This window comes from Alienimonas sp. DA493 (genome assembly GCF_043951915.1).
Taxonomy (GTDB): Bacteria; Planctomycetota; Planctomycetia; order Planctomycetales; family Planctomycetaceae; genus Alienimonas.
On sequence record NZ_JBINJD010000139.1, the window covers coordinates 1 to 12,982 of the forward strand.

A 12,982-nucleotide genomic window follows, 5' to 3' on the forward strand; every position below is an offset into this window, starting at 1 on the left:
GGCGGGTCCGTCGGGCGGGCGGTCGGCTGGTACCCCCTCCCGCCCGAGCTCGCCGGGACCGCGGGCCTGTACGCCGTGCGGGTCGACGAGACCCTCGCCGCCGCGACGCTGGGCGGGACGGAGGGGGACCGGCCCCGGCCCGGCGACGTGCTGATCGTCGCCGCCGACCCGGCCGTCGCCGCAGCCTTCGCCGCGACGACCGCCGGGGCGGAGACGCCGTTCGTGGAAACGATCGGCGCCGACGCCGCCCCGCAGCCGCCGATCGTGCTGGTCGAGGGGGCGCCGCGGCTGTCGCTGGCCTACCGCGTGACGCTCGACGACGCCGGGGAGCCGCCCGGAAAATACGCGACCCGGCTCCCCGCCGAACCGCTCCAACCTGCCGCGGGGGTCGTGGAACCGAAGGGCCCGCTCGGCCGGACGCTGGAGGCGGTCGGCTTCGCCGTCTGGCGGGGCGGGCCGTGGCGACCCCGCTGACGCCCGGCCCGCCCCCGGCCCGCGGCGCCGGCGGACTCGGCACCCCAGCCGTTGCGGGGACGTCGCAGACGTGGGGCGTTGCAGACGTCGCGACGGTCACGAGCGAGTCGTCCGGCGCCGGTCCCGCCGAAGCCGGTCCGAGGTGCGTTGCGGGCGGCGGCGGCGGGCCGCTGAGATGGGAGATCCCGACACGAGCTTGGACAGCCCCGCAGGTGCACGACCCCGACGACGACGGCTGGACGGACGACCTCGACTGGGAGACGCCCGTGGGGCCGGAACGGGACCCTTGGGAGGGGCGGGGGTCGCGGAGAGGGACGGCGGCCGCCGCCGCCCGTCCGGGGGCCGACCGTCACGCAACGGACGGCGACGCCACGGACGAGGCCGCGGAGCCGGACGCCGCGGACGCGATCGGCGCCTCCATCACGCGATGGCGGGAAAAGCTCCTCGATATCGGCAACCGCAACCCGCTGGTGAACTGCTCGTTCTCGCCCAGCCGCGGGGTCGTGGAGTTCCTCGCCCCGTCGCCGTTCGCCGTCTGGGAGCGGTTCGCGGCGGACTCGGCCGCGGGGGAGGGGGCGATGCGGCTTCCTTGGAAGCGGGACCTCGTTCGTCCGGACGCGGATCGGCACGTTCCCGCCGGGGGCGGGGCGCCCGCCGACGACGCGGCGGACGGGTTGTCCGGCGACGTGCTGTTCGACCCGCATCCGACCAAGTCGCTGTTCGAACCGGGCCGACGCAAACGGGGCGAACCCACCCAGCCCGTCCCGGGCGACGAAGAGACCGAACTCTCCCTCGAGGAGTGCCTCGCGGCGCTGGGGCCGGCGGACCTGCTGACGGCGCTGTCGGACAGGAAGCTGGACGCCCGGCTGCGGACGCTGGAGGGGCACGCCAAGCTGTCGCTGTCCGAGCAGGGCGTGCATTCGGTCTACGTCGCCTTCGGTTTCCTGCGGTGGTACGAGTCGAAGGACAGCGACGACGTTCGCCGCAGTCCGCTCGTGCTCGTCCCCGCCGGGCTGTCGCGGGCGGCGACGGGGGCGGCCTGGTCGCTGGTCGAGGCCGAGGACGAGGCCCTCGACAACGAGTGCCTTCGCGAGCGGCTGCGGCGGGACTTTTCGCTGGAGCTCCCCCCGCTGCCGGAGGTCGGCGAGCTGGAGGAGGAGGGGGCGCTGGCGGCGTACTTCGCCGCGGTCGCCGAGCGGATCGCGGAGGCGGCCTCCGGGCTGTCCGACGACCGCTGGGGCGTGGAGGAGCGGGCCGCGGTCGGGCGGTTCGCGTTCCCGAAGATCGCGATGTGGCGGGACCTGGGGGTGCACGCGAAGGAACTGGCCGCCCACCCGCTCTGCCGCACGATCGCGGGGGAGACGGGCTCGGCGTCGGCCGCTTTCGGCCCGCTCGGCGAGGTGCCGGCGGCCCGCGAGCTGGACGACGCCTTCGCCCCCGGCGACCTGTCCGCGATCCTCGACTGCGACAGCACGCAGCTGCGGGCGATCGCCGCGGCCCGGGCGGGGGTCAGCTTCGTGCTGGACGGGCCGCCGGGCACCGGCAAGAGCCAGACGATCGCCAACGTGATCGCCGACGCCCTGGGCGCCGGCCGCACCGTGCTGTTCGTCAGCGAGAAGGTCGCGGCGCTGGACGTGGTCAAGGCCCGGCTGGACGCGAGGGGGCTGGGCGACTTCACGCTCGCCTGCCACTCCACCAAGGCGAACCGCCGGGACGTCGTCGAGGAGCTGGGGTGCTGCCTGAACCTGCCGGCGGAGCGGTACCCGGACGCCGCCGACGACCTGTCCGCACTCCGCCGCACTCGGGACCGGCTGAACCGCTACGTGCGGGCGCTGCACGAGCCCCGCGGGCCGCTGGGGCGGTCGGCGTTCGAGGTCCACGGCCGGCTGGCGGAGCTGGCCCGCACCGGGGCGACGGGCCGCACCCGGTGGCGGCCGGAGGATCCCGCCGCGACCGATCGGGCGACGCTCGCGGGCCGGCTGGAGGCGGTCGGTACGGCGCCGGTGCACGCGGACGTGCTGGCGGGGTTTGACTCGCACCCGTGGCGGGGCGCCCTGCTGACGACGAACCCGCTGGGGCTGGCGGACGACCTGGGCCGGTTCTGCGGCACGCTGGCGACGGCTTTCGGCCGGGCGGCGGCGGGGGTCGCCCCGCTGGTCGATCGCGGGCTGATCCCCGCCCCGTCCCGGGCGACGGTGAACGAGACCTTCCAGCTCCTGAAGGCGGCGGCGGAGGTTCCGGCCGTGCCCGCCGGCTGGGTGGCCCCGGACGCCGATCCCGCCGCCGCGGCGGACGCCGTCCTCGCCCGCCGCTCCGCCGACGCCGCGGCCGGCGACGCCCGGGCCCGGCTGACCGACTACGCCGCGGACGTCGCCGAGCGGTTTCCCGACGCCGCCGTCCGCCGGGTCGCCGGGCTTGAGGCGACGGAGGAACCCTGCGGCGACCCCGTTCCGAGCACGGTGCGAACCCGGCTGGCGGCGGCGGGCGACCGACGCGACCGGGCGTCGGCGCTGATCGCGGCGGCCGACGCGGCGACCGCGGCGAGGGCGGACCTCGCCGGGGCGCTGGGGATCGGCCTGTCGCCGGAGCTGCCCGCCGCGGCGCTGGGAGCGCTGGCGACCGCCGCCGGCGCCGCCGCGGAGGCCCTGCCGGTGCGGGCGGCGTGGCTCGATCCGGAGCGGGCCGAGGAACTGACGCTGCTGGTCGGCACGGCGGAGGAGTCGATCGCCGCCCGCGAGGCCGCGGCGGAGCGGCTGGAGGGCCGGGTCGACCGGGAGCGGATCGCGGCCTTTCTGAAGTCCGCGGGGGACCCGGGGGCGGCGGCCGAGGCGTGGGAGACCGCCGGGCCGCACGCCCGGGTCGGCACCGACGACGCCCTCGGCGTGCTGATCGATCGCGGCACCCGGACCGGCGGGGCCGCCGAGGCGCTGCAGGCCGCCGGCGCCGCCCTGGCGGAGGCGGTCTGGGGACCGGGCGACTGGACGCCGAGCGTGGCGGAGACCCGCGTGCTGGCGAAGGACGTCGCGATCGCGGGACCGGCGCTGCTCCTCGCCCCCGCCGCCGGCACCCGGCTGCGGACCGCCGCCGGGGAGGCCGTCGCCGATCTGGAGGACGCCGCCTCGATCCGGGCGGGGCTGGAGGACCGGCTGTCGCACCGGGCGTTTCGCCCCGCCGCCGCGGGACTGGCGACGCGGGCCGTTCCGTTCGAGTCGTTCTGGAAGCGGCTGTTCGGCGGGTTCGGGGCCTTCCGCCGGGAGGCCGCGGATCTGTACGCCGGGGAGCCGCCGGCCGCGGCGAAGACGCTGCTGGCCGACCTGGCGAAGTTACGGGCCTACCACGCCCGCACCGGCGACGTTGCGGCGCTCGCCGCGGAGCACGCCGCCGCCCTGCCGGAGGGCTTTGACGACGCGGAGCCGTCCGCGTGGCGGGCGCTGGCGGAGTCGCTGGCCGCGGCGGACCGGGTCGCCGCCCTGCGGCCGGTCGTCGCGAGCACCGCGTCGAACGATCCGGCCGCCCTGTCGGAGGCCTCTGCGAAAACGACGGCCGCCCTCGCCGAACTCGACGCCGCGGGCCGCGGACTGTTCGCCGAGGACGCCCCGACGGCGGCCGTCGCCTCGGAGGTCCGTGAGATCGCCGCGGCCGCACAAATCTGCCGGGCGCTGCTGGGGGCGGTGGGCTCCCTCCGCACGGGGGGCGATCCCTCCGTCGCCGGGGTTCTGGCGGATCTGGCGACGGCCGAACGGTTCGCGGCGGCGGGCGGGGCGCTGGAAGATCTCGGCCGGGCGAACGCCGGCGTGCTGGCGGAGGACGCCGACCCGCTCGACCCGGCGGCGTGGGAGCGGGTGACGAACGGCGTGACGGCCGCCGCCGGGCTGCGGACGGCGGGGCTGAGCGACGCCGAGGTGCGGACGGCGCTCGCCGCCGGCGACGGCCCCGATCCCGGCGTGCTGGGCGAGGTCTCCGACCGACTCGGAAAGGCTGCCGACGGCCTGACCGAGGCGACGACCGCGGCGCCGGTTGGCGCCGCGGACGATTCGCCCGCCGCCCTGCGGGAGGCGGCGAAGGGTTTCCTCGCCCGAACCGAGGGCGCCCACGCCGATCTGGCCGCCGTCGCCGCGGCGCTGTCCGAGAAGGGCGACCGGCCGATCGAACGGCTCGCCGACGACCTCGCCGCCGTCGCCGACCTGCGGGCCGCCCTCGCGGAGGCCGCCGAGCTGGCGCCGACGCTGGCGGCGCTCGGCACGCCAGACCCCGACGACGATCACGAAGCCGCCGCGGAATGGCTGGCGGAGCGGTGCGGGGCGGACGAACTGACGCCCCTGCTGCGGGCCGCCGCGGGCGATCCGGCGGTGCGGGCCGAGGCGGGGCGGGCCGCCGCCGAACTGCCGAAAGCCTTCGCCCGGGAGATGAAGGAGGCGTGGGACTGGTTCCGCGAGACCGTCTTCGACGTGCGGGCGGAGGTCTCCGACCTGCCCGCCGGGTCGTCCTTCCGAACGCTGCCGCTGGACGAGGCGGCCGGGCGGTTCGCCGCCCTGCCGGCCAAGCTGCCGGAGCTGGACCGCTGGCTGGCGTTCACGCGGTGGTGCCGGACGCTCGCCGACATGGGGCTGAAGGCCGCGGTCGAGGAGCTGCGGGCCGGGGAGTACGCCCCGGGCGAGGCGGCGGCGGTCGTCGAGGCCCGGTTCCTCCGCGGCCTGCTGGACGCCTGGGCGGAGGAGGCGCCGCTGCTGGGCGGGTTCGACCTCGATCGGCACGAAGGCGCCCGCGATCGCTTCCGCACGCTGGACCGGCGGGAATTCGAGTTGGCCGCGGCCCGGGTGCGGGAGACGCAGCTGGGCCGCGAGGACCGGCCCCGCCCGGACGGTTTCGCCGGCTCGCTGGGCGACCTCGGCGGCAGCGAACTGGGCGTGCTGGTCCGGGAGGCGAACAAGAAGCGGAAGCACCTCCCCCTGCGGCGGCTGTTCGACGAGACCGCCGGCGTGCTGCTGAAGCTCAAGCCCTGCCTGATGATGAGCCCGCTGGCGGTCGGCACGTACCTCAAGAGCGACCGGCTGCGGTTCGACCTGGTGGTGTTCGACGAGGCCTCGCAGGTTTTCCCTTGGGACGCCGTCGGGTCGATCTTCCGCGGCTCGCAGCTGATCGTCGCCGGCGACGAAAAGCAGCTGCCCCCCACGAACTTCTTCACCAAGTCCGTCGTCGGCCCGGACGACGGCGCCGACGAGGAGGAGTCGGAGGCGGAGGACCTGACCGACTACGAGAGCATCCTGTCGGTCTGCAAGGCGAACAACATGCCCAACGTCGGCCTGCGGTGGCACTACCGCAGCCGGCGGGAGGCGCTGATCGCCTTCTCCAACGCCCACTTCTACGACGGGGAGCTGGTCACCTTCCCCGCCGCCGCCGACGCCGCCGAGCGGGCCGACGGGGGGGCGCCGGCCGGCGTTCCGGCCGTGCGGCACGAATTCGTCGAGGGCGGCCTCTGGGAGCACGGCCGCAACGCCGTCGAGGCGAATCGGGTCGCGGAGCTGGTGGTCGAGCACGTGCGGAACCGGCCGGACGTGTCGCTGGGGGTGATCGCCTTCAACCAGCGCCAGCAGGCGGCGATTGAGGACGCCCTCGACGCCCGCCGCAAGGAGGATCCGGCCGTCGACGCCCTGCTCGGCGCCGCCGAGGCCGGGCTGCACCCCGACGGCACGCCCGGGCGGGAGACGCTGTTCGTGAAGAACCTGGAGACGGTGCAGGGGGACGAGCGGGACGCGATCCTGCTGTCGGTCGCCTACGGCTTCGACCCGGCCGGCAAATTCCGCAAGAACTTCGGCCCGCTGAACAAGGCCAACGGCGAGCGGCGGCTGAACGTCGCCGTCACGCGAGCCCGCTCGGAGGTGTGCGTGGTCAGCAGCGTGCGGGCGTCCGACTTCGATCTGGCGCCGACCGCCGCCCGCGGCGCCCGTCTGCTGAAGGCCTACCTCGACTTCGCCGCCCGAGGCCCGGCGGCGCTGGCGGACTCCGCCGCGAGTTCCGAAGCCGTCGGCGGGGAGTTCGAGAGCCCCTTCGAGGCGGACGTCGCCGCCGCGTTGGTCGAGAAGGGCTTGGCCCCGGTCCCGCAGGTCGGCTGCGGCGGGTACCGGATCGACCTGGCCCTCCGGCATCCGGACCGCCCGGGGGAGTTCTGCCTGGGGATCGAATGCGACGGGGCGGCGTATCACTCCTCGGCGACGGCCCGGGACCGGGACCGGATCCGGCAGGCGGCGCTGGAGAACCTCGGCTGGCGGATCGTCCGAATCTGGTCGAGCGACTGGACCCGCGACCCCGCTCGCCAGACCACCCGGGTACTGGCCGCCTACGAGGCGGCGGTCGCCGGCGACGCCGGCTTCGACCCGCCCCCCGACAAGCCGCCGCCGGCCCCGGAGCCGACGCTCGTGTCCCGGGCGCCGTCGCGGCGGCGGAGCTACGGCTCCATCGACGAGGTGCCGGCCGGGGCGATGGGGGAGACGATCGCCGCGGTCCTCGCCGGCGCCGGGGCCATGCCGCGGGAGGACCTGCTGAAGCTCGTCGCCCGCGAACTGGGCTTCCAGCGCCTCGGCCCCCGCATCCGCGAGGGGATCGACGACGGCGTCGGCCGGGCGCTGCGGGCCGGAGCGATCGCGGAGCGGGACGGGCGGGTGGCGGTCGTCAGGTAGGGCCGCCGCGACGCCCGGAGTTTGGACAAACGACTCGCGGACGACTCGTGCCTCACCTCGACGGTCGCCGGGTTGACGGCGGGGGGGCGGGTGGGGAAGGATCGCCGTCGTGAACAGCGACCTGACACGCCGGGCGGCGACGCTCGCCCTGACGCTCGTCACGGTCGCGGCCGGCAGTCCGTCGTTCACGCACGTCCATTCGGCCGCCGGTCATCAGGCGGTCGAGACGACCGAAGGGCATGAGACCGGCGTCCGTGAAGACGGGCACGGGCACTCCCATCACGGAGACGGCGAGCGGTCCGGCCACGGCGCCCGCCACCGGCACGTGGCGTTGCTCGGCGTGTTGGACGTCGAGATCCCGGCCACGCCGGACCGACCGACGGCGGAGCGGGGCGACGACCCCTTCACGCTGCTTGAGGAAGCTCCGCTGCCGAACGCCGACGACGATTCGGCGACGGCGCTGAAGCACGCGGCCGCGGTCCTTTGCCCGCGGGCGGCGGAACCCGCGACTGAAGAGCGCCCCGGCCGAACGCACCGACCTCCGGCGGTCGGCGGCGAGCCACGGAGCGCCGTGTTGCGGGTGTAGCGACGGGGGACGGCCGTCGGAGCGTCTCGCCCTCGGGGCGATGCGTCGGTCCGGGCCGTCCGGCGAGTTCTCTTCGGGATCGGTCGATTCGCCCGCCCGGGCGGTCCGCGTCCCGGATTCCGCCCCCCCGTCCGCCGCTCGTTCCGTGTTCCCACAGGCTAGCCCCGCCGCGTCGCCCCGACGCAAACGCATCCTCATGTACGTCGGCGCCACGGTCGTCGCCGCGGCCTTCTTCGCGGCGGGCGCCGTCGTGGCGACGCCCGCCGGCCGCGGGCGTCTCGCCGACTGGCTGTCGCCGGCGTCCTCCGCGACGACGGCGGATCAGGTCGACGAGGGCGCCGCCGAGGCGGGCTCGACCGACGGGCCGAAATTGCTGGAGCTCAGCCGGCAGGCCCGGCAGAACTTGGGGCTCGCCGTCGCTCCGGTCCGCGTCGGGACCTACACACGCACGCTCACCGTGCCCGGCGTGCTGACCGACCGGCCCGGCGTGACCGACCGCGGGGTCACCTCGCCGGCGGTCGGGACCGTGGTGACGGTGCACGCCTTTCCCGGAGAGACCGTCCCGCCGGGCGGCAAACTGTTCACCGTGCGGCTGTTCAGCGAGTACCTCCAGCAGTCCCAGAAGGAGTTGTTCCAGGCCGTCCGCGACCGGGAGATCAATAAGCCGGCGCTCGACCGGGCGAGGCAGCTGGAGGCCCGCAACGCCGGCACCCGGGCCCGCACGGAGGAGTTGGAGGGCGTCAAAAAACGGCTCGAGGGGATCATCGCCGCCCAGTACCACGACCTGATCACCCGCGGGCTGACGCCCGAGCAGGTCGCCGGGATCGTCCGCGGCCGGTTCGTGTCGACCGTCGACGTCTTCGCCCCGCCCGCTGAGGGCGACGACGTGGACGACGCCCCGGTCCACGTCGACCCGCTGGCCGAGGTCGCCGCCGCGACTGAGAACGAAGCCGCCCCGGAGAACGAAATCGCTCCCGCAGACAACGCCGCGTCCGCGGAGGCCGGCGGGTTTCGTTTCGAGGTGCAGTCGCTGGCGGTCGAGCTGGGCCAGCAGGTGCAGGCCGGGCAGTTGCTGGCCACGCTGGCGGACCACCGGTCGCTGTTCATCGAGGGGCACGCCTTCAAGCGGGAGGCGGCCGCGCTGGCCCGGGCCGCGGAGCGGCACTGGCCGGTCGAAGTGGAGTTCGCCGAGGACGAGGCCGCCGACTGGCCGCCGCTGAATCAGGACTTCCGCATCCGGCACCTCGCCAACACGGTCGACCCGGAGAGCCGCACGTTCGACTTCTACGTCCCGCTGGAGAATCAGTCCCGAACCTACGAGCGGGACGGCGAGACGTTCACCCTCTGGCGGTTCCGTCCGGGCCAGCGGGTCCGGCTGCGGGTGCCGATCGAGGAGTACCCCGGCGTGATCACCCTGCCGGCGGGGGCGGTCGTGCGGGAGGGGCCGGAGGCGTTCGTGTTCCAGCAGAACGGCGACCTGTTCCGGCGACTGCCGGTGCGGATCCTCCATGAAGACGCCCGGGAGGTCGTGCTGGCGAACGACGGCAGCGTGCCGAAGACCGCGTACCTCGCCCAGGGTTCGGCCGCGACGCTGAACCGCGTGCTCAAGGCCCAGGAAGCCGGCGGCGAGATGCCGGGCGTGCACGTGCACGCCGACGGCACCGTCCACGCCGCCCACTGAAAGGACGCACCGATGCTCGACGCCGTCATCCGCTTCGCCCTCCGCAACCGCGTGCTCGTGCTCGCGGCGAGCGTCGCCACGCTCGTCTACGGCGCCCTGCTGGCCGCCCAGATGCCGATCGACGTCTTCCCGGACCTCGACCGACCGCGGGTTATCCTGCTGACCGAGGCCCGCGGGCTGGCCACCGAGGAGGTGGAAACGCTCGTCACCTACCCGCTGGAGATTGCCCTCTTGGGCGCCAGCGGGGTGGAGGACGTCCGCAGCCAGTCGACCGCCGGGCTGAGCGTGGTCTACGTGGAGTTCGGCTGGGACACGGAAATCCGCGACGCCCGCCGCACCGTGCAGGAGCGGCTGGCGACGCTCGCCGGCGTGCTGCCGGAGGGCGTCGTGCCGCAGATGACCCCGCCGTCCTCCATCATGGGGCAGATCGTCGTCGCCGGGCTCTCCCGGCAGGCCGGCCCCCGGGGCGGGACGCTGTACCCGATCGAATCGACCGGGCTGCTGCTCGAAGCCCTGTCGGAGGGGGAGGCGGATCGGTTCGCCGTCTGGCGGCCGACCGACCGCCGGCGGTCGGCGACGTGGGACCGCGTCGCCGATGCGACCGTCGAACCGGCGACGGGCGATCGCGTCGTGCTGGAGCGCCTCGGGGCGGTCGCCGGGGCCGCCGAAGGGGAAGACGGCGGGACGGAGACGCCGACGGTCCGCGTGACCCTCGACGGCCGGGAGCGGCTGGTGCGGCTGGCCTCCGACGCGGAGCGCCGGCGGGACCTGCGAACGATCGCCGACTGGATCGTCCGCCCCCGGCTCCGCAAGGTGACCGGCGTGGCGGAGGCCTTCGTGCTCGGCGGCGACCGCAAGCAGTACCAGGTCCGCATCGACCCGGCGGCGCTGCTGGAGTACGGGGTCTCATTGCAGGACGTGGAGGAGGCCCTGCACGAGAGCAACATCAATACCAGCGGCGGGTTCGCCGTGACCGGCGAGACGGAGCGGCCGATCCGCGTGCTCGGGCGGCTCGGCCCGCGGCCGGAGCGGGTCGTCCAAGAGCTGAGGGCGGTGCCGGTCGGCGGAAACGAGCGCCGGCCGGTGCTGCTCGGACAGGTCGCCGAGGTGGTCGAGGCGGCGGAGTTCAAACGCGGCGACGGCAGCGTGAACGGCCGACCGGGCGTGGTGTTCACCGTCGTCAAGCAGCCGCACGTCGACACCCGCGGGCTCACCGACCGGGTCGAGGCGGCGCTGGCCGACGTGGAGGACACGCTCACCGCCGACCTCGTCGTCACGCCGGACCTGTTCCAGCTGCGGGGGTTCATCGACCGCGGCGTGTTCAACGTCGGCGAGGCGCTGGCGATCGGAGCCGGGCTGGTCGTCGTCGTGCTCTTCCTGTTCCTGCTGAACGTGCGGACGACGTTCATCACCCTGACGGCGATCCCGCTGTCGCTGGTCGTCACCACGCTGGTGTTTCGGCTGATGGGTTGGCTGTCCGGCAGCGAACTGTCCATCAACGTGATGACCCTCGGCGGGCTCGCCGTGGCGATGGGGGAGCTGGTCGACGACGCGATCGTCGACGTCGAGAACATTTTTCGACGGCTCAAGGAGAACAACGCCCGCCAGACGCCGCGGCCGGCCCTGCGGGTGGTCTACGAAGCCAGCCGGGAGATCCGCGGAGCAATCGTGTTCGGCACGGCCGTCGTGATCCTGGTGTTCCTGCCGCTGTTCGCCCTCGGCGGGGTGGAGGGGCGGCTGTTCGCCCCGCTGGGGGTGGCGTACATCACCTCGATCCTCGCCTCGCTGCTGGTCTCGCTGACCGTCACGCCGGTCCTGTCGTACTACCTGCTGCCGAACGCCCCGGCGACGCACAGCGAGGCCGACGGTCCGCTGCTCCGGGCGCTCAAGGCGCTGACGCGGCCGCTGGTCCGGCTGAGCATGGCGGCGCCGACGACGCTGCTGGTCCTGACTTGGGCCGCCGTGGCCGTCGCCGGCTGGCAGGCGTCGCAGCTGGGCCGGAACTTCCTGCCGGCCTTCGACGAGGGCAGCGTGCAGATCAACGTCTCGCTCCCCCCGGGCGCCTCGCTGGACGCCTCCAACGCGGCGGCCGAGCTGATCGACCGCCGCCTCCGCGAACGGCAGGTCTCCCCGCAGCGGCCGGACGCCCCAATCCGGGCCTTCGTCCGCCGCACCGGCCGGGCGGAACTGGACGAGCACGCCTCCCCGGTCAACGCCAGCGAGTACATCCTCGCGATGAACCCCGCCAGCGAGCTGGAACGGGACGAGGCGATCGACGAGCTGCTCGAGGTCCTCCGCGACGAGGTCCCGGGCGTCGGGATCGAGGTCGAGCAGCCGCTGGCCCACCTGATCAGCCACATGATCTCCGGCGTCTACGCCCAGATCGCGATCAAGGTCTACGGCGACGACCTGGACACGCTGCGGGGGCTGGCCGAGGAGATCGAAGCGACCGTGGCCGACGTGCCGGGCGTCACCCCGCCAGTGATCGAGCCGGTCCGCATGACCGAGGAGCTGCACGTCCGGCTGCGGCCGGAGGACCTCGCCTTCCACGGCCTGACCCGGGCCGACGTCGCGGGCCTCGTGCAGACGGCTCTGCAGGGGCACGTCGTCTCCGAGGTGCTGGAGGGCACGCGGCGGTTCGACCTGCTCGTGCGATTGGAGGAGCGGTCCCGCACCGACTACGCCAACCTCGGCCGGCTGCGGATCGACCTGCCGGGCCGCGAGGGCCAGATCGAACTCCGCGAGGTGGCGGACGTCGAACGGGGCGTCGGCCCGAACGCCGTTCACCGGGAGAACGCCCGGCGGCGAATGGTCGTCCGCTGCAACACGCAGGGCCGCGACCTCGCCTCCGCGGTCGAAGAGATTCAAGCCCGGCTGGACGCCACGCTGGACTTGCCGCCCGGCTACTTCGTGGAGTTCGGCGGCCAGTTCGAGAGCCAACAGCGGGCCACCCGCACGATCCTGATTCTGGCGGGCGTGTCGGTCGTCGGCGTGTTCGCCGTGCTGCTGGTGCCGTTTCCCTCGGTGCGGATCGTCCTGCAGATCCTCAACGCCCTGCCGACGGCGTTCATCGGCGGGGTGGCGGCGCTGGTGATCACGGACCAGACGCTCACCGTCGCCAGCCTCGTGGGGTTCATTTCGCTGGGCGGCATCGCCGTCCGCAACGGCATTCTGCTGGTCAGCCACTACGTCCACCTGATGGCCGAGGAGGGCCAGCCGTTCAGCAAGGAGACGGTGCTCCGCGGCAGTCTCGAACGACTCGCCCCGGTGCTGATGACCGCCCTGACGGCCGGCATCGGTCTCGTCCCGCTGGTGCTCGGCGGGGACGAGCCCGGCCGCGAGATCCTCTACCCGGTCGCCACCGTGATTCTCGGCGGGCTGACGACCTCGACCTTCTGCGAGTTCCTCGTCCACCCGGGCCTGTTCTGGCGGTTCAGCGGCCGCGACGCCGTCCGCCTCGCCGAGGGCACGCAGGAGGATTCACTGGCCGACGCCCCGCACGATCTCGCCCCGGCGAGCCCCGCCTGACCCCGACCCGTTCCCCCGCGGCCGGGACGATCCCGG

At 74.6% G+C, this 12,982-nt stretch carries 5 protein-coding genes; all 5 read left to right on the plus strand.

Annotated elements, in window-relative coordinates; translation table 11 throughout:
• Positions 1 to 474, plus strand: a 474-nt coding sequence (locus tag ACG2DA_RS17585; RefSeq protein ID WP_395257201.1) for a hypothetical protein, incomplete at its 5' end; no start/stop codon positions are given.
• 212 nt (positions 475 to 686) lie between these two features.
• Positions 687 to 7,151 carry a DUF4011 domain-containing protein gene (locus tag ACG2DA_RS17590; RefSeq protein WP_395257203.1) on the plus strand — a complete coding sequence of 2,155 codons (6,465 nt, stop codon included), beginning with the start codon at positions 687 to 689 and terminating at the stop codon, positions 7,149 to 7,151.
• A 109-nt stretch (positions 7,152 to 7,260) separates the two neighbouring features.
• Positions 7,261 to 7,737, plus strand: a complete 477-nt coding sequence (locus tag ACG2DA_RS17595; protein WP_395257206.1) for a hypothetical protein — start codon at positions 7,261 to 7,263, stop codon at positions 7,735 to 7,737.
• 145 nt (positions 7,738 to 7,882) lie between these two features.
• A complete protein-coding gene (locus ACG2DA_RS17600; protein WP_395257208.1) occupies positions 7,883 to 9,418 on the plus strand; it encodes an efflux RND transporter periplasmic adaptor subunit in 1,536 nt (511 codons plus the stop codon).
• Between the two features lie 12 nt (positions 9,419 to 9,430).
• The gene (locus ACG2DA_RS17605) at positions 9,431 to 12,946 is read left to right on the plus strand and encodes an efflux RND transporter permease subunit (protein WP_395257210.1); all 3,516 of its coding nucleotides are present in this window, start codon (positions 9,431 to 9,433) and stop codon (positions 12,944 to 12,946) included.
• Positions 12,947 to 12,982: the final 36 nt, after the last annotated feature.